This window comes from Streptomyces sp. NPDC051109, assembly GCF_044455885.1.
In the GTDB taxonomy this organism is placed as follows: domain Bacteria; phylum Actinomycetota; class Actinomycetes; order Streptomycetales; family Streptomycetaceae; genus Streptomyces.
On record NZ_JBITFF010000014.1, the window covers coordinates 100,662 to 121,755 of the forward strand.

Annotated in this window: 20 protein-coding genes; 9 read left to right on the forward strand and 11 right to left on the reverse strand. The window is 69.3% G+C overall.

The features are described from left to right. Positions 1–63 precede the first annotated feature (63 nt). From ACIBAD_RS24825 to ACIBAD_RS24835, 3 genes are all read left to right on the forward strand, one after another. Positions 64–459 (forward strand): hypothetical protein, encoded by a 396-nt coding sequence (locus ACIBAD_RS24825; RefSeq protein WP_134067610.1) that lies wholly within the window; start codon positions 64–66, stop codon positions 457–459. A 125-nt stretch (positions 460–584) separates the two neighbouring features. Then, positions 585–1,325, forward strand: a complete 741-nt coding sequence (locus tag ACIBAD_RS24830; protein WP_398908477.1) for an ArsR/SmtB family transcription factor — start codon at positions 585–587, stop codon at positions 1,323–1,325. An 83-nt stretch (positions 1,326–1,408) separates the two neighbouring features. Next, positions 1,409–2,374 (forward strand): DMT family transporter, encoded by a 966-nt coding sequence (locus ACIBAD_RS24835; RefSeq protein ID WP_134067614.1) that lies wholly within the window; start codon positions 1,409–1,411, stop codon positions 2,372–2,374. Between the two features lie 162 nt (positions 2,375–2,536). Here the strand turns inward: ACIBAD_RS24835 and ACIBAD_RS24840 are convergent, their stop codons facing one another. The 4 genes from ACIBAD_RS24840 to ACIBAD_RS24855 form a co-directional block, all read right to left on the reverse strand. Next, on the reverse strand, positions 2,537–2,803 hold the full coding sequence (locus tag ACIBAD_RS24840; protein ID WP_398908479.1) for a hypothetical protein: 267 nt from the start codon (positions 2,801–2,803) through the stop codon (positions 2,537–2,539). A gap of 134 nt (positions 2,804–2,937) precedes the next feature. Next, positions 2,938–3,366: a nitroreductase family deazaflavin-dependent oxidoreductase gene (locus ACIBAD_RS24845; RefSeq protein ID WP_398908481.1), complete on the reverse strand. Its 429-nt coding sequence runs from the start codon at positions 3,364–3,366 to the stop codon at positions 2,938–2,940. Between the two features lie 331 nt (positions 3,367–3,697). Beyond that, positions 3,698–4,351, reverse strand: coding sequence for a CE1759 family FMN reductase (locus tag ACIBAD_RS24850; protein WP_398908482.1), 654 nt, complete (start codon positions 4,349–4,351; stop codon positions 3,698–3,700). Beyond that, the gene (locus ACIBAD_RS24855) at positions 4,348–5,484 is read right to left on the reverse strand and encodes an LLM class flavin-dependent oxidoreductase (protein WP_398908484.1); all 1,137 of its coding nucleotides are present in this window, start codon (positions 5,482–5,484) and stop codon (positions 4,348–4,350) included. The genes ACIBAD_RS24850 and ACIBAD_RS24855 overlap by 4 nt, the downstream gene beginning before the upstream one ends. A gap of 182 nt (positions 5,485–5,666) precedes the next feature. Here ACIBAD_RS24855 and ACIBAD_RS24860 point away from each other — a divergent pair, with 182 nt between their 5' ends. The 4 genes from ACIBAD_RS24860 (at position 5,667) to ACIBAD_RS24875 (ending at position 7,826) form a co-directional block, all read left to right on the forward strand. Continuing rightward, positions 5,667–5,912 carry a hypothetical protein gene (locus ACIBAD_RS24860; protein ID WP_398908486.1) on the forward strand — a complete coding sequence of 82 codons (246 nt, stop codon included), beginning with the start codon at positions 5,667–5,669 and terminating at the stop codon, positions 5,910–5,912. A gap of 175 nt (positions 5,913–6,087) precedes the next feature. After that, the gene (locus ACIBAD_RS24865) at positions 6,088–6,420 is read left to right on the forward strand and encodes a DUF6233 domain-containing protein (protein ID WP_134067626.1); all 333 of its coding nucleotides are present in this window, start codon (positions 6,088–6,090) and stop codon (positions 6,418–6,420) included. Between the two features lie 181 nt (positions 6,421–6,601). Next, complete coding sequence (locus tag ACIBAD_RS24870) at positions 6,602–6,859, forward strand: hypothetical protein (protein WP_053694158.1); 258 nt, start codon at positions 6,602–6,604, stop codon at positions 6,857–6,859. 91 nt (positions 6,860–6,950) lie between these two features. Beyond that, positions 6,951–7,826, forward strand: a complete 876-nt coding sequence (locus tag ACIBAD_RS24875) for a RimK family alpha-L-glutamate ligase (RefSeq protein WP_398908489.1) — start codon at positions 6,951–6,953, stop codon at positions 7,824–7,826. Positions 7,827–7,981: 155 nt separating this feature from the next. Here the strand turns inward: ACIBAD_RS24875 and ACIBAD_RS24880 are convergent, their stop codons facing one another. Both ACIBAD_RS24880 and ACIBAD_RS24885 read right to left on the reverse strand, forming a co-directional pair. Continuing rightward, positions 7,982–8,722 (reverse strand): alpha/beta hydrolase, encoded by a 741-nt coding sequence (locus tag ACIBAD_RS24880; protein ID WP_398908491.1) that lies wholly within the window; start codon positions 8,720–8,722, stop codon positions 7,982–7,984. Between the two features lie 225 nt (positions 8,723–8,947). Further along, positions 8,948–9,859, reverse strand: a complete 912-nt coding sequence (locus ACIBAD_RS24885; RefSeq protein ID WP_398908493.1) for a LysR family transcriptional regulator — start codon at positions 9,857–9,859, stop codon at positions 8,948–8,950. A 125-nt stretch (positions 9,860–9,984) separates the two neighbouring features. Here ACIBAD_RS24885 and ACIBAD_RS24890 point away from each other — a divergent pair, with 125 nt between their 5' ends. Then, positions 9,985–10,716 (forward strand): SDR family oxidoreductase, encoded by a 732-nt coding sequence (locus tag ACIBAD_RS24890; protein WP_134067634.1) that lies wholly within the window; start codon positions 9,985–9,987, stop codon positions 10,714–10,716. Positions 10,717–11,769: 1,053 nt separating this feature from the next. Continuing rightward, positions 11,770–13,248, forward strand: coding sequence for an ice-binding family protein (locus ACIBAD_RS24895; RefSeq protein WP_398908495.1), 1,479 nt, complete (start codon positions 11,770–11,772; stop codon positions 13,246–13,248). A gap of 493 nt (positions 13,249–13,741) precedes the next feature. On the opposite strand, the gene ACIBAD_RS24900 is transcribed toward ACIBAD_RS24895, so the two are convergent. From ACIBAD_RS24900 to ACIBAD_RS24920, 5 genes are all read right to left on the reverse strand, one after another. After that, entirely contained in the window at positions 13,742–14,644 is a 903-nt protein-coding gene (locus tag ACIBAD_RS24900; RefSeq protein ID WP_134067639.1) for a Scr1 family TA system antitoxin-like transcriptional regulator, read from the reverse strand. A 724-nt stretch (positions 14,645–15,368) separates the two neighbouring features. Continuing rightward, complete coding sequence (locus tag ACIBAD_RS24905) at positions 15,369–16,592, reverse strand: HTTM domain-containing protein (RefSeq protein WP_134067641.1); 1,224 nt, start codon at positions 16,590–16,592, stop codon at positions 15,369–15,371. Further along, positions 16,582–17,322 carry a DUF5819 family protein gene (locus ACIBAD_RS24910; RefSeq protein WP_398908498.1) on the reverse strand — a complete coding sequence of 247 codons (741 nt, stop codon included), beginning with the start codon at positions 17,320–17,322 and terminating at the stop codon, positions 16,582–16,584. Before ACIBAD_RS24910 ends, ACIBAD_RS24905 begins: the two co-directional genes overlap by 11 nt. Positions 17,323–17,434: 112 nt before the next feature. Then, the gene (locus tag ACIBAD_RS24915; protein ID WP_398908500.1) at positions 17,435–18,751 is read right to left on the reverse strand and encodes an ice-binding family protein; all 1,317 of its coding nucleotides are present in this window, start codon (positions 18,749–18,751) and stop codon (positions 17,435–17,437) included. 766 nt (positions 18,752–19,517) lie between these two features. Next, positions 19,518–20,948 (reverse strand): amidohydrolase family protein, encoded by a 1,431-nt coding sequence (locus ACIBAD_RS24920; RefSeq protein WP_398908502.1) that lies wholly within the window; start codon positions 20,946–20,948, stop codon positions 19,518–19,520. Positions 20,949–21,094: the final 146 nt, after the last annotated feature.

Consider the following 21,094-nt stretch of genomic DNA (forward strand, 5'->3'; position numbering starts at 1 on the left):
CGGTGAGTACGGGATCGGCGCACCCCCGCCCCCGGCCGGCGAGCACGGGCTACGCTCCGCAGGATGGAACGCGCAGAAGTACTCAAGCGGGTGATCGGCATCCTCACCGAAGCCCAGGACATCCGCCGGGCCGTCGAATCCGGCCAGGACGACGACGGCTACGGCGACGTCCACGAGGAGGGCGACGGCCCCGCAGCGACGGCCGGTGTGGCCACCACGCTCCTGAACGAAATGCTGCCGTCCATCAGCGTGCCGGCCGACGCGTCTCCGCAACAGGTGGCGGCACTGGTGGCCGAAGCGCTCGGTCCGGCCCTGCACACGATGGTCTCCGGATTCAGCCTGGCGTTCACGAGCCTCGCCATCGCACACGACAGCGGCCGCACGGACGTCACGTCGATCGAGGTCCTCCGGGAACTCGCCCTGGAAATCGAGGCGGGAACCTACGACGAAGGGGCGTAGGCGGCTCGGCGGGCGGGGACGTGTCCCGGGCGAGGCGACCACCGTCGGCCACCGGGCCCGTCCGGCTTCGGCACATCACATGGAACCGTTCGCCATTCACCGAAACAATCAGGCATCCTGAAGGCATGAACGAGCTGACCCCTTCGGCGCGCGCCGACACCCCGGCCCCCGCGGCCCGCCTGGCGGCCTTCGCAGCGGCCCTCGCCGACGAGACGCGGGCCGCGATGTGCATGACGCTGCTGGAGGGCCGCGCCTGGACGGCCGGAGAGCTGGCCCGGATCACCGCCGTGGCGCCCTCCACCGTCAGCGGCCACCTGACCCGGCTGCTCGATGCCGGCATCTGCGTGACCGAACGGCAGGGACGCCACAGTTACGTGCGCATCGCCGACGCCGCGACCGCGCGCCTGGTCGACGAAATCGCCTCGTACGCGATTCCGGACCGGGACGCGGCGCACGCCGTACCGGTGGTGGCCGCGCCGGACCCGCTGGCTCGCGCGCGCACCTGCTACGACCACTTCGCCGGACGGTTCGGCATGGCGGTCACGGATGCGATGGAGCGACGCGGACTGCTGCGCACCGAGGACGTGTTCGAGCTGACGGAGGACGGCCGGACCTGGTGCACCGAGGCCGGGATCAGCCTCGTCGGGGTCGGTTCGGGTCGCAGACCGCTGGCGAGCTCCTGTCTGGACTGGACCGAGCGCCGCCGCCACCTGGGCGGCCTCGCCGGAGCACGCCTGTGCGCGCGGGCGCTGGACGGCCGGTGGGTGGTACGGCCTGCGGGCGGCGGTCGTGGACTGGAGGTCACGGCGGCCGGGGAGCGGGCCTTCGGGGAGCTGCTGGGGATCACGCCCCCGGCGTGGAGCTGAGCCGAATATGGAGCCGGACCCGGAGCCGAAGCCGGGTCAACATTTCGGTCGACACCGAAACGTTCGCCCCGTAGGGTGGAGCGATGACGTTCCGCTCAAGTCCCCTCCCGTCCGGCGTCCTCACGGTCGGCGCCGTTTCCTTCACGGTGTTCGCCTGGGCCTCCGCCTTCGTTTCGATCCGCAGTGCGGGCGCCGCCTACTCACCCGGGGCACTGGCCCTCGGCAGGCTGCTGGCCGCCTCGCTGGTGCTCGCCGTCCTGCTCCTGGTACGCCGCCAAGGCCTGCCGCCCCGCGAGGCCTGGCGCGGCATCCTGGTGTCCGGCGTGGTGTGGTTCTGCGGCTACACGGTCGCACTGAACTGGGGTGAGCGGCTGGTCGACGCGGGTACCGCGTCCCTGCTCGTGAACACCGGGCCGATCCTCATGGCGCTCCTCGCGGCCCGCCTCCTCGGCGAGGCGCTCCCGCCGCGACTGATGGCGGGCATGGCCGTCTCCTTCACCGGAGCGGTGGTCGTGGGGCTGTCGATGTCATCCGGGGGCGGTGGCTCGACCTCGGTGCTCGGGGTCGTGCTCTGCCTGCTCGCGGCCGTCGCCTACGCCACCGGCGTCATCTCCCAGAAACCCGCCCTCTCGTACGGCACACCGCTGCAGATCACCGCGTACAGCTGCCTGACGGGAACCGCGGCCTGCCTGCCCTTCAGCGGGCAGCTGCTCGCTGAACTGCCCCGGGCACCGGCGTCCGCCACCTGGAACATGGTCTACCTGGGCGTGGTGCCGACCGCCCTCGCCTTCACGACCTGGACCTACGCCCTGGCCCGCATGCCCGCGGGCAAGCTGGGGTCGACCACGTACGCCGTCCCGGCCGTCGTCGTCCTGCTGAGTTGGGCGCTCCTGGGCGAGGTACCGGCCTGGCTGACCCTCCTCGGCGGCGTGCTCTGCCTGGCCGGTGTTGCGGTGTCCCGGTACGCGCCGCGCCCCCCGCGTACTGCGGTCGCCGAAGGCGGCGAGCCGGGCGCGGACCGGCCGATGACCGAATCCCCGCGCCCCTGAACCGGGACCGCCCCCCGCGCATGCCCCTCCTGCGTACGAACACCTGCGTGACTTGCGGGACCCGCTGCTGTCGGAGCCGATATCAGGGCCGCCCCCGGGTAGGGGTCCGGTACCGGGGCACGGTCCGGCCTCCTGGCCGCGACGGGGCCGTGTCCCGGGCCTTCACGCGAGGCGGAGCGCTGCCTCGCACTGGTGGCACCGCTGCTCGTGGAGTGCGGGGGGATACCACGGCTCGCCCGGCCCCGCCGGCCGGTAGTGGGAGTGCTCCATCGCGTCGGTGTCCAGGCCACAGAGGGTCTGCGGGAGCGGGTCTTCGGGCGCGTCGGGGTCCGCGCCCGCCGCGTGGACCCCGCGTACGACCGGCTCCACACCGTCCGGTCCGATGGCCTGGTCCATTTCCAGTTCGAACAACACGATGATCGACCCCATGCATCCAGAGTGATCGATGGGGCCCCGCCGCACCATCGGGGGCGTTTCGAGACGGTTGGCCCACAAGCCCGCATCTGCCTGCCGTGCCCGTCGCCTGGGACGTCCCGGCGCGGATGGCGCGACCGTGGCGCGGGTTACGCCCGTCGCAGTTCGAGCACGGGAATGACGCGGATCCCGTCAGTCTGGCGCGCATACTCGGCAAAGCCGGGATAACGCCGCGCCTGCTCGGCGAAAACACTGTCGCGCTCGGAGCCGTTCAGTTCTCGCACGGTCACCTGGTAGGTCTCGGTACCGCGTTCGACCGTGCCCTCGCCGGCGGCGGTCAGGTTGCGGTACCACTCCGGATTGGTGGGTGCTCCGCCCTTGCTCGCGAAGACGTACACGATGTCCGGCGCGGAGTCGTGCGGGAGGTACATCATCGGACTGACGTACTCCTGCCCGCTCTTGCGGCCGCGGTGGTGGACGAGAACCAGCGGAGCGCCCTCGAAGACCCCGCCGACCCTGCCCTCGTTCGCCCGGAACTCCGCGATGACCTTCGCGTTCCGGTCGACTGCTTCGCTCATGTCGAACTCCTGTCGTTCACGATGCGGATGATGCGCTGGGAGGGCGAGCTGCAGGAACGGAGCGGTCCCTGCCTTGCGCCATACGGTGACGTCGGCGCCGCTCCCGCCGGGAGGCGGGCCACCCTGATCCTTCCACCAGGCGGGTGCGGAGACATCACCGGATCAGGGTGATTCGCACGCCCGGGCCAGTGACGGGCACGACGCCCGGGCGCGCCTCATCGTCGGGCTCGGGGCGGCAGCCTTGTCCGGCGTGGCGGGCTCCCTGGCCGGCATGGCGGCGGCCGGGTTCCGTGTGTGGCTCGCATTCCCCAGGGGCAACCTCTGACTGCGGTCACTCGGCCCTGAGCGCGGCCAGTCGCTGCTCGAACGGCACCACCGTGAAACCGCCCGCCGGGTCCACCGACGTGATCGCGCCCGTGAGGGAGCGCGGCGCGATCGCGCCGGCGGTGTCGACATTCAGAGCGGCGTCCCCGGTGGCGGGCGCCATGAAGCGTGCCAGTTCCGCGCCCGCTCGGCTGACCCGCCGGGCCAGGCCCTCGTCGCCCCAGTCCTCGGACGCGGCGTAGACGGCCGTCGGGAGGGCGAGGGCGCGCAGGTAGGTGAAGAGGGGGCGCAGGGCGTGTTCGGTGACCAGGGAGTGCCGGGCCGTGCCGCCGGTCGCGCCGAGGAGGACGGGTTTGCCGGTGAGGGCGTCCTTGTCGATGACGTCGAAGAACGATTTGAACAGGCCGCTGTAGGAGCCGGCGAAGACCGGGGTCACGGCGATCAGGCCGTCAGCGGCGGCCACCGCGTCGAGTGCGGCGGCCAACCGGGCGGACGGGAACCCCGTGACGAAGTGCTGCGCGATGTCCGTCGCGAGGTCCCGCAGTTCGATCACTTCGGGTTCGGCGTCCACGTGGCTGAGGGTCGCGGCTGTGAGGCGGTCGGCGAGCAGGCGGGTCGAGGAGGGCGAGCTGAGTCCGGCCGATACGACGATGAGCTTCATGCCCGAGTCTCCTCCTTCGCGTCCTTCGCGTCCTTCGCGCCGCCCTGGGGCTCGGTGACGTTCGTGGCCGCCGCCACGCGGGCGGCGTGCGTCGGCGCGTCGGGCACGCCGGCCGGGCGGAGGTTCGCGAACTCCTTGCGAAGCACCGGTACGACTTCCTCGCCAAGCAGGTCGAGCTGTTCCAGGACGGTCTTCAGCGGCAGGCCGGCGTGGTCCATCAGGAACAGCTGGCGCTGGTAGTCGCCGGCGTAGTCCCGGAAGGAGAGGGTGCGCTCGATGACCTGCTGCGGCGAGCCGACGGTCAGGGGGGTCTGCGAGGTGAACTCCTCCAGGGAGGGTCCGTGGCCGTAGACGGGTGCGTTGTCGAAGTACGGGCGGAACTCGCGGACCGCGTCCTGGGAGTTCTTGCGCATGAAGACCTGGCCGCCGAGGCCGACGATGGCCTGCTCGGGGGTGCCGTGGCCGTAGTGGGCGTAGCGCTCCCGGTACAGGTTGACCATCTGCTTGGTGTGGGAGGCGGGCCAGAAGATGTTGTTGTGGAAGAAGCCGTCACCGTAGTACGCGGCCTGCTCAGCGATCTCCGGGGAGCGGATGGAGCCGTGCCACACGAAGGGCGCCACGCCGTCGAGCGGGCGCGGGGTGGAGGTGAAGGACTGCAGCGGCGTACGGAACTTGCCGCTCCAGGTCACGACGTCCTCGTCCCACAGGCGGCGCAGCAACGCGTAGTTCTCGATGGCGAGGTCGATGCCGTCGCGGATGTCCTTGCCGAACCAGGGGTAGACCGGGCCGGTGTTGCCGCGGCCCATCATCACGTCGACGCGGCCGTCCGCGACGTGCTGGAGCATCGCGAAGTCCTCGGCGATCTTCACCGGGTCGTTCGTGGTGATCAGTGTCGTCGAGGTGGACAGGACCAGGTTCTCGGTGCGCGCGGCGATGTAGCCGAGCATCGTCGTAGGCGAAGAGGGGACGAACGGCGGGTTGTGGTGCTCGCCGGTGGCGAAGACGTCGAGGCCGACCTCCTCGGCCTTCTGCGCGATGGCGAGCATCGCCTTGATGCGTTCGTGCTCGCCGGGCACACGTCCGGTCGTCGGATCGGCCGTGACGTCACCGACGGTGAAGATCCCGAACTGCATGGCTCCCCTTCCGAATGTTGTTTACGATTCAACTATACCCGGGAACCAGGAGCGCCTCCCCGGTATTCCACACACGGATGAAGACCCGAAGCCTGGGGGGTCGACCCGAGGGAGGCGGCGGGTGGCCCCGCAAGCCACTGCCGCACTTCCCAAGATAATCGAACATGTGTTGCAATGTAGGGGTGAGAGCACCATTCCGCTTCCCCGAGGATCTCCTCGCCCTCGAACGGGCCCGGCTCACCGCCTACGCCGACCTCGCCCAGGCGCCGGCCGCGGCCGGTACGACCGCACTCCGGCGTCGGCTGATCACTCTGTCCGGGTACCTGCACGCCCACCCCTACTGGACGGCGCACCCCGGCCGGCGGCCGGACATCGAGCTGCGCCGCGCCGCCCTCGGCCGGGCGCGCAACGGACGGGAGGGAGCATGACCGCACAGACGGCATACGCCCGCCCGCGGGCCGCCCGGCCGACCACGTGGGCGCCGTCCCAGCCCGGCCCGGGTGCGAAGTACGGCGCGGGGTGCGCGCGTTACGGAGCTCCGGCGAGCCCCTCGTGCGCGACGTGCAAAGACACCCGGCAGGCGCACAACGGGAGTTGACCCGCATGTCCACACTGCCGCCCGACTTGCCCCGGCTGCGAACACTGGTCACCTACCTGCGCGGCGAGCTCGGCCGGGCCGAGCGGGCCCTGAGCGCGGCCGAGGAGGCCGAGGCCCGCGCCGCGCGCGGGCGGCCGCCGCCCGAGCCGCCCGCGTGGCTGATCGAGCGTGGCATCGGCGCGGGGCGGCTGCCGGTCCGCGTCCACTCCGGGACCTGCTGGGATACAAGGAAGCGCTGTAGGGCCACGACCATGGAGGAGGCGCGCCGGGCGCTGGCCGAAGGGGTGGCCGCCTGCCCTCATTGCCGGCCCGACGCCGCCCTCGGAATGCTGGAATGAGCGGCCGGCCATGGCCTGTTCACCGACGCGGCGAATCTCGAAGACTCACTGCGTTCTGGTAGTTCAAGCTTCCACCACCACCCGTGGCCCAGGGTGCAGTTGGGTGGGCGACGGAGACCCGTTGGTGTTTTGATGGAGAGGAGTGTCAGCGCACATCGGGGAATGATCCGAGGTGGGAATCATGCCAGAATTCAAGATCGGTGAACCACTGGATGACGATGCGGAGGGTCTCGTAAAGATGCCTCCCCCCGTTGTCCTCAGTGTTCAGGCCAACTCTTTCGTCCCCATGCGGACGCCTGAACAGCTTCGGACCTGGGAAGCCAACGTGCGGCTCACCACCGGACTTGAGATCGTCGCCGAAAACCTCGCGGGGGTTGCCTGCGAGACCGGGTCGAACTTCGGAAAGGCGTGCAACAGCGACGACTCCGGAATGCAATGACGTGATAGTGGCCGTCTCCCACCGCGATGACCTGCACGCTCTCGCCGTTCAACACGCAGTGCGCGCCAGGGGGTCCCGCGACTTCCATATCGTGGAGTCCGACAACATCAGCGGCAGAGAGGGAGTTTCCTGGAACTCGCACGGCGAGGAAGAAGACGGGCCCGCTGCTGGGACCTTCCTTACGTCGGAGAACATCAGGATCTCCGTCGAGGAAGCGGAACTTTTGTGGTGGCGCCGGCCCAAGATGGACCAGGAGACCACCGCGCACCGGGGTACCGCCCATGAACGCAGCCTCGTCAACAACGACTGCCGCGGCGCACTGGGCGGAGTCCTCGCTGCCGCCTTTCGAGGGCAGTGGATCTCACCACCTCAGGCAACCGACCAGGCTGCCGACAAGCTGTACCAGCTGAGCGTGGCCCGAGAAGCCGGGTTCCGAGTGCCCAGGACCCTCGTCTCACAGTCCCGCGAAGACGTGATCGCGTTCTCGCGATCCGTCGAGCGAACCATCGTCAAACCGGTTGTCGGCGCTCGCGGGCCGGCGCTCTACACCCGCTGGCTGGACGCCCCCGAAACGATCCCGGCCGCGTCCTTCGAGATATGTCCGGCCATGTATCAGGAGTACATCAAGGGCCGTCGGCACATCAGACTGAACTGCTTCGGCGAGCAGATGTATGCGGCTCTCATTCAGACAGATGCGCTCGACTGGCGCCCCGACCTCAACGTGCCCATGTCCTCATGGCCTGTCCCCGAAGACCTCGGTCGAAAAGTGGGCACGGTGCTGCACAGGCTGGGGCTGCGCATGGGCGTGGTCGATCTCAAGCTGACACCGGAGGGTGAGCCGGTATGGCTTGAGGTGAACCCCCAAGGCCAGTTCCTGTTCCTTGAGCCCCTGACGGGGGAGCCGCTCACCGAGCACTTCGCTGATTTCCTGCTCTCAGCGGCCACCGCCCCACGCCCGTGGCGATGAGGCGGCGCGGCGTGGGTCCCTGCCGCGTCGGCAGGGACCCACGGTACGGGCATCAGAGGAGTACTTGCGTCAGAGGAGTACTGGGGCCGGTCCCGCGGCGAGCCGTTTCCTGCTCAGCGCGGCTTACCGTCAGCTGGTGGCCCCACGGCCCGGCTTCACTTCAGATGGCGGGTGAAGAACTGGTCCGCGGCGTCCCCCGCGAACTGCGGCACGCCGGTGTGCCCGCCGAGATTGGCATGCAGGGTCTTCTCCTTGGTGCCGAAGGCGTCGAACAGATCCAGGGCCGCCTGCCGGTCGTTCCCTTCGTCGTCCCACTGCAACAGGACGTGAAGCGGGATGGTGACCCGGCGGGCCTCCTCGAACATGACGCGAGGTACGAAAGTGCCGGCGAACAGGACGGCGGCCGAGATGCGCGGCTCGACCACCGCCAGTCGGATCCCGATGGAGATGACTCCCCCCGAGTACCCGACCGGGCCGCCGATCCCGGGCAGCGAGAGGAGGGCGTCGAGGGCGGCCTGCCATTCCGGGACCGCCTTGTCGACGAGCGGGAGGACGAGGGCGTCGATGATCTCGTCGCCGACCGGCTCACCGGCCTCCATCGCCCGGCGCAGGTCGGCGCGGGCCTGCTCGACGACGGGCCAACGGGGGCGGTCGCCGCTTCCGGGGAGCTCGATGGTGGCCGTGGCGAATCCTTCCGCCGCGGCGTGCCGGGCCCGGGCCACCAGTCGGGGGTACATCTTGCGCAGTCCGAGGGGAGGGTGGCCGAGCAGGATCAGCGGCGCCGGTGCGGCCGCGGAAGCGGATTTGGGCGTCCACAGGATGCCGGGGATCTCACCGAGCGTGAATTCGCGTTCGACGACGCCGTCGTCGAGGCGCTGCTCAGAAGTGAAGTGCATGGTCGTGCCTTTCGGGAGTGCTCAGAGATGGCGCTCCCGGACGACGACCTATCGCCCGACCGTGACCCCGAAGGAGAGCACCCATGTCGAAATGTTCACGGGTACCACCTCCTCGTTCTCTCGCACGGCCTCCGGAAACGTAGCAGTGGTCGCGGTCGCCTGCCAAACGGTTTCTTGCACTGTCCGTAGCCGGAGGCCAAGCAGTCGGAGCACCAGTCCATGACCTCACCGGTCCCCTCGGGGGGCTCCGAGACGGCCCACGAGCTCCTCGACGAACACCTGAAGATGCGGCGGGAGTTCGCCGGTCCGGGTGGCGCAGAACCAAGTGCGGGTCAGCGGTTTCGCGCCGATCTGCACCACGGCGAGGTCGTGCGAGGCCACGTACGGGGCGGCCACCCAGTTGGGCAGGACCGTCACGCCCTGGCCGCCCGCCACCATCTCGACGACCAGGTCGGTCACCACGGGCATCGTGGTGATCCGGCCGGGCCGGGCCCCGGCGGGGATCGGCAGCGGCAACGACGGGATGCGCTTCTGGTCGTAGAAGTCGTAGAGGACCAGCTCGGCCCCGTCGAAGTCGCGGGCGGTCAGGTGCTTGCGGCCGGCCCAGGCGTGCCCGGCGGGCACCACGGCCACCATCTCGTCCTCGAAGAGCCGGGTCAGCGACACCCGGTCCATCTGCACGTCGGGTTTGGTGACGAGCGCTACGTCGACCAGGTCGGCGAGGAGCGCCGGGACCGGCGCATCGTCGGCGACCGTCTCGATGCGCACGTCGATGCCCGGCTCGCGCTCACGGAAAGCGCGCAACACGGGTGGCAGCCACGGGAAGGTGGTGCTGCACTGCGCGGTGAAACGGACCCGCCGGTCGCGCCCGTCGCGGATTTCCCGCAGGTCGCGGCTGGCCGAATGCAGCTCGGCAAGGACCTGCCGGGCGGCTACGAGCAGCCGGCGGCCCGCGGCGTTCGGCACCAGCCGGCGGCCCTCGCGGTCGAACAGGGGCATGCCGAGGCGCGCTTCCAGCCGGGTCAGCCGCTGACTGAGGGCCGGCTGGCTGACGTAGAGCCGCTCGGCGGCGGCAGTCAACGAGCCGGCTTCGGCGGTGGCGTCGAGGAGTTCCAGGTCACGCAAGTCCACATCCATAACGCTGGATTATCACATGCTCCAAATTCCGTCGTGGTGTTATGGGTTGAGGGCCCATAGCTTCGTGGTGTCAGCCGGACGAACCGATCCGACGATCTGCCGATACACCCCGAAAGGCACTCACCATGACCACTGCTCTCATCACCGGATCCTCCAGCGGCATCGGCCTGGACATCGCCCGGGCCTTCCTGGCGAGCGGCGCGAACGTCGTCCTGAACGGCCGGAACGCCGACCGCCTCGCCAAGGCCGCCGCCGGACTCGGCCACCCGGAGCGGACCGCGTGGGCCGCAGGCAGCATCGCCGACCGGGAGACCGGCGAGGCCCTCGTCCGTACGGCGCTGGAGCGCTTCGGCCGTATCGACGTACTGGTCAACAACGCGGGAACATTCGCCTCCAAGCCCTTCACCGAGGTCACGGAGGCCGAACTCGACGGCTTCCTGACGGGCAACCTCAAGGGCACCTACCTCACCACGCAGGCCGTGGTGCGGGCGCTGCGCGCGCAGGGCGAGGGCGGCAGCATCGTCAACATCGGCACCGTCCTGGTGGACCACGGGCTGGCCGGCTTCCCGGCCAGCGCGCCGGTGGTCAGCAAGGCCGGTGTGCACGGGCTGACCACGAGCCTGGCCGCGGAGCTGGCGGCCGACGGCATCCGCGTCAACCTCGTGGCACCCGGCATCATCCGCACCCCGCTGCACGAGGGATCCGACGTGGACTCCTTCGGCGGGCTCGCCCTCCTCGACCGGGTCGGTGAGGCCTCGGAGATCGCCGAGGCCGTCCTGTACCTGGCGGCCGCGGGCTTCATCACGGGTCACGCCTTGCGCGTGGACGGCGGCCACGTCACCGGCCGGGCCGTCTGAGCCGCCGCGGGTGGGGTACGCCAACGTAAAGATCACCCGTGAAGGCGGGACCCCGACCCGGAGGGCCGAGATCATCGCCGGGATGCCGGACCTACAGTCAGGGCCTTCGGCAAGGCCCCGGCCACTGGGGCATCACCGGCCTCCCGGCAGACGAGCTCCGACGCCGCGCCTTCGGCCAGCCCCCGCGCCTCAAAATCGCCGGCGTCGGCTGGATTCGGCCCGCGTCAGGCTTCAAGTGTGCGCAGCTCAACGGGGGCTGGATTGGCCGCAGGGCGAGCGAGCCCCCGGCGATTGAGAAGGGAGGCCGGATGCGGAGCTTGCGTCTGCGGCGCCGCACCCGATCGGCTACCGGAGGGACCGCCACGCCGTCCAGTTCCACCAGCACCTCCTCTCCCAGGCGGACTCGCCTGCGGCCTGGGGCACCGGCAGCCGCGCGCTGGCCGAGCGAGGGTGCTACGCCTGCCTGCGGCCCTCTGCCCAGCACACCCTGGCGCAGCCTTCGCCCTCGTCGGCGCCGCCAAGGGCGGCGGCGCCGGCGCCGCTGGCGCAGTCGGGAGACCAGTCCCCTTCGACCCCGTCGCGGGCCTGCAGGACCGTGGCCCAGACCTCCGCACCCGTGCCGGTGCTCCGCGTTTGACGACGCAGCAAATACGAACAGATCTACGGTTTACTCCATTTCTGATGCTGCGTCACTCATGCAGACCCTTTTTCCTGCTTACCGTCTATCACTCTGAAATATGCGGTAATGCTCCCCGTGACAACCCGTCACCATGTCTGGCGCGGAGTAGGCCTGCCTCACCGGCTCGGGATGAGCCTGGGTGTCGGCACAGGCAGCTGGCCGGCGGCCCTGACCAGCAACAAGAAAGGTCCTGCTATGGCATTGGATGTCATCCGGTCGGCTCCACCTGACGCAAGCCCTCAACGCAATCTGCTCAAACGGGGAGCCTTCGTCCTACTCCCCGGAGTGCTCCTGGCGTCGGCCGCCCTGGTCCCGACCCTCGCCCACGCCGCAGAAGCTCCCGTTTTGCTGGGACCACCGCCAGTTACGGGGTCTTGGCCGGTTCGACGGTCACCAACACGAACGACACCGTCATCAACGGCGACCTGGGCCTCTATCCGGGCACATCGGTGACCGGCTTCCCGCCCGGCATCGTCAACGGAGTGATTCGCGTAGCCCCCAACGCCGCCGCCGCTCAGGCGAAGTCCGACCTCGTCGTCGCCTACGACGACGCGGCAGGCCGGGGGCCCGGGACCATTCTCGCTTCGGACGAGATCGGCGGACTGACGCTGGCGCCCGGCGTCTACACGGCTCCGGCGTCCCCGCCGTCCCTGCAACTCACCGGGACGGTCACCCTCGACGGCCAGGGCGACCCCAACTCCGTCTTCATCTTCCGGATCCCCTCGACCCTGACCACGGCTTCGTCAAGTTCCGTGGCTTTCATCAACGGAGCAAATGCCTGCAATGTGTTCTGGCAGGTAGGCAGCTCCGCCACGCTCGGCACGACCACGCAGTTCAAGGGCACCATCCTGGCCATGCAGTCCATCACGCTGAACAACAGCGCCGTGATCGAAGGCCGCGCCCTGGCGCGTGAGGCCGCGGTCACGATGGACGACAACACCATTACAAGGCCGGCCTGCGCCGTTGGCCCGCCCGGACCTCCCGGTCCGAGCGGCCCTCCCGGCCCGACCGGCTCCCCCGGCCCGACCGGCTCCCCTGGCCCGACCGGCGCCCCCGGCGCCCCCGGCCCGACCGGCGCCCCTGGCCCGACTGGCTCCTCCGGCCCGACCGGCGCCCCCGGTGCCCCTGGCGCCCCCGGCGCCCCCGGCTCTCCCGGTGCCCCTGGCGCCCCCGGTGCCCCTGGCGCCCCTGGCGCCCCCGGCGCCCCCGGCGCTCCTGGTGCCCCCGGCCCGACCGGCAGCCCCGGCCCGACCGGTGCCCCTGGCCCGACCGGCTCCCCCGGCGCCCCTGGCGCCCCCGGCCCGACCGGCTCCCCTGGCGCCCCTGGTGCCCCCGGCCCGACCGGACCCGCAGGACCTGCAGGACCTGTAGGACCTACCGGACCCGCAGGACCCGCAGGACCCGCAGGACCCAAGGGGCCCCGCGGCGACAAGGGCGAGAAGGGGCACCACGGCCACGACAAGGACAAGGACAAGGACAAGGACAAGGACAAGGGCGAGAAGGGCCGCCACGACAACGATGAGGACGGCGCCCACGACCACGACAAGGGCGAGCACGACAAGGGCGACGGCGAGAACGGTCGAGACGACCACGACGAGGGCAATCCGCCGTGGGCCAACTTCATGCCGAACAGCCAAGACAATGATCTCGGCCCCGAGGGTCCTGGCCACGCGGCCAGGAGCGTCAACTTCGCGCACGTGAGCGCCGCCACCGGTCTGCAGCCGGAGGGGGCCGACTCAAGGAGCGGGACCGGCATCATGGCCACCTCTGCGGCAGTGCTGGCATTCGTCGGAGGCTCGGTCCTCTTCACCAGGAAGCGAATCCGGCGAGGCACGGCGACTCGGCAGGACTAGCTCATCGCAGATGTGACCGCATCGCGCCCCTGATCCTTCGGCCACGAGCACTCGGCCAGATCGGCCCACGTTCCGCCGTCCCGCCGCCGGCTACGACGGGGCGGAGGCAAGGGCTGGGACCCGGTCAAGCACATGGGAAGTCACATCCGCCGTTCGGCGGCTGAGCCCCCGGGACACATCGTCCGGGGCCTCAGCAGCGCTCGCGAGTGATCAGCTCCGAAAACGGCCCTCACGGGGTCGAAGTCTCCGTGAATGCCACCGCGTTCGGCGGTATTCGGTCCGCCGAAACCCATACCGCTCCTGGCGGCGCAGATCTGGCCCCAGAACTGCTCACGCAATGCATGGTGTTGTCGGTGAGGATCAGCCGACAGCCCGATCTACGGGCGTAGTGGCCGGAGGTGCCACAGCTCCGGTCGACGACGAGCCGGGCTGGACTGGACTGCCATGGCATGGCCGAACCGGCACCTGGACGGGTTCGTAGTCAGGGCGTCGCTCACGGGTTCGGCGGGGATGGCGTGTCGGCGTCTGGCTGGAACTCCGGGCCGGCGTACGCCTTGATGGCTTCGTTGATGAAATGCCGGGTACTGTCCGGGCTCAGCGCCTGGGCCTGCAGGTGTGCATACATGTCGCTGTAGAGCCGCACGTCGGATCGTTTCTCCAGATAGAGGTCGCTGGTGAACCTTTCCAGATACACCACGCTCACATCGGTGGCGTCGGCGAACTCAAGCAGCGAGAATTGTCCCGAGACACCCGGGTGGGCACCCATTCCGTGAGGGAGGACCTGCACGGTGATGTGTGGGTGGGCGCTGAGGCGGGTCAGATGGCCCAGCTGCCCCCGCATGACCTCGCGGCTGCCCACCACGCGGCGCAGTGACGATTCGTCCAGTACGGCCCACAAGCGAAGCGGTTTGCGCGGGGCCGCCAGCCGGTCCTGACGCCGCAGACGCACCTGGAGGCGCGCGGCGGCCTGTTCGGCCGTGACATGAGGGATCGTTCCTGCGATGGCCTCCCGGGCGTAAGCGGGAGTCTGTAGCAGGGCGGGGATCATCAGCGGCTCGTAGAGCCGGATCGCCGCCGCCCCGGCCTCCAGGCCGATGTAGTCGCCGTACGGGATGTCACCGTAGGAGTTCCACCAGCCCTGCTGACCCGATTCCCTGGCCAGCTGCATCAGATGGTCAACCCGCCGCTGATCCTGAACTCCGTACAGCTCGCAGAGATCGCGCAGGTCTCGCGTCTTGACGAGGCGGCGGCCGTTCTCCAGCAGACTGATCTTGGGCTGGGAGATCAGGAGGCTCGCCGCCACCTGCTGTGTCGTCATACCGCTGGTTTCCCGGAGCCGGCGTAGCTCCGACCCCAGCCGGCGCCTACTGACGGTCGGATTGACAGTGACGCCCACAGGACGGGTACCTCCGCTCAAAGGCCTGGCACAGGCGAGCAGATTGCCACGGCTGGGTCAGCCGGATCCACTTTGGCGCCGTGTCGCGCACGGCGTGAGAGCCAGGCGAAGGCCAGCTCGGGACGCTTCCGTTCTCACCCAACCGGCCGTATTTTCTCGTTAAAATAACAAGAATCAGAACGATCTCGTGTCGGTTTTTCGCCACGCGAATGGCATATTGCACAGAAATTACCCAGCCGAACCACAGCCGGTACGGATTTCTGCGCAATATGCCGCCGGCTCCGAGGGGATCGCCCCGCGCCAGGCAGTACCGCAGGGCCGCCTCCGAGCAGGACGCCCGTCCGTGTTCGCGATCGCCTCACGGTCCTGTCGGCCGAGGCGCCCTGGAGCGCGTCGACTGGCGGCCCCAGCGCCACAAAAAGCCCCGGCCGCCGGAATCCTGATACCGACATATCATGACAGATCGGTCACTGCACTCCCACGTGCGGCGGCCCGGAAGGGCGGCCCCGGCGTATGAATGTGCCGGGGTCGTTGGTGTTACCCCTCACCGCAGCCGGCCGCTACCTCATCAAGCCCCGTCTGCTCCTCCACCGCCGGAGCGGGCCCCTGCAGGCAAGCCGCCCCGGGAGAAGCCGGAGCGGCCGAAGAGTGTCGCTGATCCCGCCGCACGTGGGCCGACCCCGGCAGGCAGAGCCCTTGGACTGCACAGCGTCCGCGCGACTGCTCAGCTCTGCTCGGACGCGAGCCAGTTGGACGGCGTGGCGTTCGTCTGCGCAGGAACTCCTCGATGCCTGGAGCCGGGTAGGCCGGGCTTGCCCTGCGGGGGTACGATTCCGCATCCTGCCGCTCGGCCGGGTTCCGGCCGCCACATCCCTGCGCGCTGTGCTGCGCGTCGCCACAGGCGAGGCAGAACGGCATAGAAGCGGTCGGGAAGGAACACCGCGTCCGCAATGATCATCGCACCGGAGAAGAGGGGCAGTCCCAAGAGCACTGCGATGCCGATGTGCATGCCCAGCAGCACGGTCAGAACGGGATACTTGAGCCTGCCGAAGAGCACGAACGGGAAGGCGACCTGCAAGAGCACCGTCATGTAGCTCGCGATCGCGATCACCATCGGGTACTCGTCCACAAGGTGGGAGAGCGCGGGCCAGGGCTGGAAGAGTTCGAGGTTCAAGGCGTAGTGGAGAGCCGTGCCGCCGCCCCAGGTCGGGCCCTGGATCTTGTACAGGCCGGCTGATCCGTAGAGGAAGCAGACCTGTGCTGCGATGACGAGGATGCCGCAGTTGTGCACCACCGTCGTCAAGGTGACGCGGGCATCGTGGAGTTGTTGTGCGTAGCAGCTCCTCACCGGCTCCTGCGCGTTGCCCGCGCGAGCTGTCCCCAGGCGGTTTCTGCGTGCGTCCAAGGACCAGCGCCGGCCGCAGGCGGTGAGGACCAGGTAGAGGGCCATCAGCAGGATCAGGTTGTCACCCCCATCCGTCATGAAGATCGATCTGGCATGGAACGAGGTGACCACGACGGCGAAGAGGACGGACATGGCGCGGGTCCGCCACCCCAGCATGAACAGCGCGGACGTGAGGAGGGCCGTCCCGTAGCAGAGTTCGAAGTAGGCGCGGCTGTCGGACAGGATCAGGATGCTGTTCCAGCCCGTCTGGTCGAAGAGCTGTCGGGCCAGCGCCGGTGACCAAGGGGATCCGGGGCCCCAGATCTCGTCTCGGTGCGGGAACTCGCGCAGCAGGAACGTCAGGTAGAGCAGCCCGTAGCCGATGCGCAGAACCGATGCGGCGTACAGGGACATCGGGCGGTCGGTGAGAAGCGCCCGGAGAGCACCGATCCGGTCGAGGAGCCGCCGGCGGGCCGCGCCTGCGCCCCGAGTCTCTTCTTGGGTCGCAGGTCGGTGCGGCGTGGCTGCCGCGGAGGGGGGCTGGGGGATCTGCTCATTTCCCATGGGACGTCACCTTCCACCAGGGCAGGAGCCGGTCCTCGGTGGGTGCCGGCGGACGGGTCCCGGCCGCGAGACCGGGCGCAGCGACAGGCACTGTGACGACCCGAAGCTGAATGAAGTCGAAAGTGCCGCCGTCGTTGTGGGCAGCGACGCGGTCCGCGGCGATGTTGCGCAGATACTCCTGCAACATCACGGCCCGCTCCGAGCGTGCCGTGTCGCTTCCTCCATGTGTCTCGACATAAGAGGTCCAGGCGCGGCGCAGAAGGTTCTGAGACGTATGGCTCGGAAACACATTGTGGTCGACTGCGGAATTGTCCACGGCAGCCAGGTCGAGCCAGGGTGTCACCCGCACCGATCCGTCGGAGTCAGTGCGTGCGGTTCTCGCCAGGATCTTCCGGTTGAAGGAGTCGGGGTCCGGGGCGAAGAGCCGCCAGTTCTGTTCGAAGAGCGGGTACACCCAACCGTTGACCTGCGAGCTGTACCGCTTCGATACAGGGTTGGAGGGGGCCACGTGAAGGAACACCAAGACGACATGGACCAGAGTCGTCACCAGGCAGAGGGCTACGGCTGCGTACAGCCCTGCTTGCACCACCCGAACACCCATGGGCCGCTTGACCGGCCTGGCCGCCTCGTCATGACGCTCCTGGAGGGCCGGACCGGAATCGGACTGATGAAGCATCTTCCCGCCTGCAGTTTCAATTCCGCTCGACACCGCCCACCCGGTCTTTCTCATGTCTGCTGTTCGCCTGAGGTCTCTACGACTCTCACCGGCGGCGCGCCGCGGATTCGATGAGGATCCCGCCGCCCGCCGCCATCCGATGAACCGGCTTCACGCAGCCTGTCGCCTAGCCTTCGTGGCCTTTGGGACCCTCGTATCCCGCGGGCTTGTTGCCGTAGCCATAGTGCTCGCCAGGCTTCACGCCGTGGTCGTGCTCGTGTCCCGGCTTACCGTGTGCCTTGCCCGGCCCGCCGTGCCCCTTGTCCGGCCCGCCGTGCCCCTTGCCCGGCCCGCCATGGTCCGAACCGCCGGGCTTACCCCCGTGCACCCCTCCGGCAACGTTGCCGCCGGTGATCGTCCCGCCAGTCGTGATGCCGCCGGTCGTGTTTCCACCGGTCGTATTCCCGGCCGTGTTGCCAGCGGTGTTGCCGGAGGTGTTTCCGGCGATGTTCCCCGAGGTTCCGCCGGACACGAGGTCCACGATCGGTCCGCCCAGGAGGCCACCACCAATCAGACCCACGGTCGTACCGGTCGTCGATCCGGCGGTCGGCGTTCCGGTCGTCGTGCCCGTCGTCGTCGTGCCGGTCGTCGTGCCCGTCGTCGTCGTGCCGGTCGTCGTGCCCGTCGTCGTGCCGGTCGTCGTGCCCGTCGTCGTGCCGGTCGTCGTGCCGGTCGTCGTGCCACCGGTAGCACACCCACCGAGGAAGATCCGGTTGCTGTCCATCGTCACCTCGCCGTTACGGGCCAGCGCACGGCCCTCGATGTTCGTCCCCGTTCGCAGGAAGATCGAGGTCAGGGCCATGATGGTGCCGACGAAGGTGGTGTTGGTGTTGAGCTCCGCCGAACTCCCGATCTGCCAGAACACGTTGCACGGCGAAGCGCCGTTCGTGAGGAGGATCCGGCTGGAGGTTGCCGTCGTCAGGGCTGCAGGGATCTGGAACACCCAGACCGCGTTGGGATTTCCTCCGGCATTCAGGACCAGGTCGCCGGTGAGTCCGACACTGCCGGCGGGGTCTCTCGTGTAGACGCCCGGAATGAGCTCCGTGGGGCCGGACGTCCCTGACCCGATTGCCGCCGGAAGGTCGAAGTCCTCGGCCTGACCGGCCGCGTTGTTGTACGCCACGATCAGATCGCTCTTGGCCTGGAGGGCCGCCGCGTCCGCGGGGTGCACGGCACCGAGTACCAAGCCGGGCGGGAACCCGGTGATTGCCGGGTTCGGGTGCGTCCCGAGGTCGTGGTCGATCACCGTGGGACCGGTGTTGGTGACACCCTGACCTGCCAGAACGGAGTAGCTGGCGGTGGTGCCCAGGGGCACGGGTGTCGCGATGGCCAGCGCCTGCGTCGGCAATCCGGCGACCATTACAGTGGCAACCGTTACGGCGACGGCCGAGGCCAGAAAGCCGGAGAGAGTGCGGCGCTGAGCGCCTTGGATTTTCAGCTTCATCAAGAGGCCATTTCCTGTGGGAGCTGTGGCGTACCGAGCCCTACCGTTCGCCCGGGAAGCCCTGGTGTGTCGCCGCCGCATATTACACAGGAATTTTCACGCACCAACCACGAGTAAGGCGCGGGGAGGGATTAACACAAACATATTCCATGGCGAAATCTGTGAGAAAATAATCAAACTCACATTATTGATAATCCCAATTCGCCCCGAATGGACAGGGCTCGATTAACCCAAAAGAGGCAGCGCCGCACACCTGTCCAAACAGACTCAGCGCCACACACGAAGATGTACTGCCAGGCAGGTGATCTCGCGAACCCCGCGGGACGGGCGTGGCGGCAGTTCGCCGTCACTTCACCACGGCCGAGGTCACTGGCCCGGGGCTTGCCATGGAGCGGATGACGGGAATCGAAGCCGCGCCATAGGCGGACGCGAGCAGCCGCCAATGCCGCCTTGCATCGAGCGCCGCCGTCGAGTGAGTGCCGCGACGGCGGAGCCGGCCAACAGGGTCGGCAGGCGAGCCAGGAGCGACTCGTCGATGCTGATCGTGCTGAGCACGAGGGCGAATGCGTCAAGCCGCTCCGAGGTCACGCCGGTGGGCATGTCGATCAGCCACAGCTCGTACGGAGACCGGGTGCCGTCGAGGAAACCGAGGGCAGCTGGTCGCGGTCCATCGCCAGGACCTCCTCCGCGAGCCCGTGCGTGCCGGCCCCGACGGACCTGCCGCTGCCGACGACGCCCTGACGCTCGGACAGACGTCAGTGGCGGCTCATCCGGCCACGCGGAGGCGGGCGGCCGCCGCCTCCGCCTCCCGCACCACGCGGGTCGTGTCGATGTCGACGAGTCGGCCACCGAATTTCAGCGGACGTCCGTCCACGAACACGGAGTCGATGTTCTCGGGCCGCCCGTTGAAGACGATCTGGCCGACCCACTCGAAGCGCGGCGCGAAGTTCAGGGCCGCCGGGTCGATGACGACCACGTCAGCCCGTTTGCCGGGAGTCAGGGAGCCCACCCGGTCGGCGATGCCGAGGGCTTCGGCGCCGCCCAGGGTCGCCATCCGCAGGACGTCGTGCACCTGCGGGTACACCCCGGCGTCCATGGCGCGGGAGCGTTGCAGGCCGATGGCGGTCTTCATCAACGCCTGGAAGTCCGAGGTGTCGTTGGTGCCGCCGTCCAGCCCGAGACCGACCTTGACGCCCCGTCGTCTGAACTCCGGGAGCCGCATGACGCCTGAGGCCAGGCGCATGTTGCTCAGCGGGCAGTGGACCGCACGCGTGTCGTGGTGTGCGACGGCGGCGATCTCCTCGTCGGTCAGGTGGATCGCGTGGTTGATCAGGAGCCGCGGCCCGAGGGCGCCGATGTCGGCGAGGACCCCGAGGGGATCGTCCGCGCGCTGCTCGGGGCGTTCCAGGACATGGGAGTTGAGCATGACGCCCAGGTCCTGGGCGGCCTCCCAGTGCGCGCGGTTGAGGTGCTGGACTGCCCGCGCCGCGTGCGTGGCGACCTGGAAGGAACCGAGCGGCACCGGGTCGACGAGGTCCTTCTTCACCTTCGCGAGGAGCGTCCCGTCGGGCTTGGGCGGAAACCACGCGTACGTGAACCGCACCCCGGTGTCGGCCAGGGCCCGTACGTAGCTCTCGATGAGGTCGTAGGCGAAGATGTCCACCCAGTCCACGAGGGTGGTCACGCCCGATTGGACGGCGTCGAGGGCGGCGAGGCGCACGAAGCTGTGGAGCGCCTCAGGGGTCAGCCGGCCGCGCGCGGGGTCGGTACACCGCTCGAACCAGCCGAACAGGTTGCCGTCGGTACACCCTCCGCGGATCGCCGCCTGCCAGAGGTGGGTGTGCGTGTCGACGAAGCCCGGCATGACCAGCTTGCCCGAGGCATCCACCACCCGGGCGCCGGGCGGAGCCTGCAGGGCCGTACCCACGGAGGCGATGGCTCCGTTCCGCATGAGGACGTCGGCGTTCTCCACCGAGCCGAGGGGGCCGCTGCCCAAGGCAGGGTCCATGGTGAGCGCGAGTGCGGCGCCCCGGAGCAGGACCGTACGGCCGGCCGGGACGGGCCGGTGGGCGAGGCTGTCGCCCGGGGCCGAGCGGGCGGTGGCACCGAGGAGGAGCGGGGCGGCGGCGGCCGCGCCGAGGCCGGTGAGGAGATCGCGGCGGCTGCGGGCCCGCGGCGGAGTGGGGTTCGGCTGCATGGCGTGGTACCTCCCGAGAGCTCAGAACGGCAGTCCCGCCCGGACGACGCGGTGACGGAGCGTCGAGCAGAGGCGGGAGGTTACACGCAGCATTCCCAACCAACGCGCCTTCCATAGGCGTTCGCGGAAAACATTTTCCGTTCCGA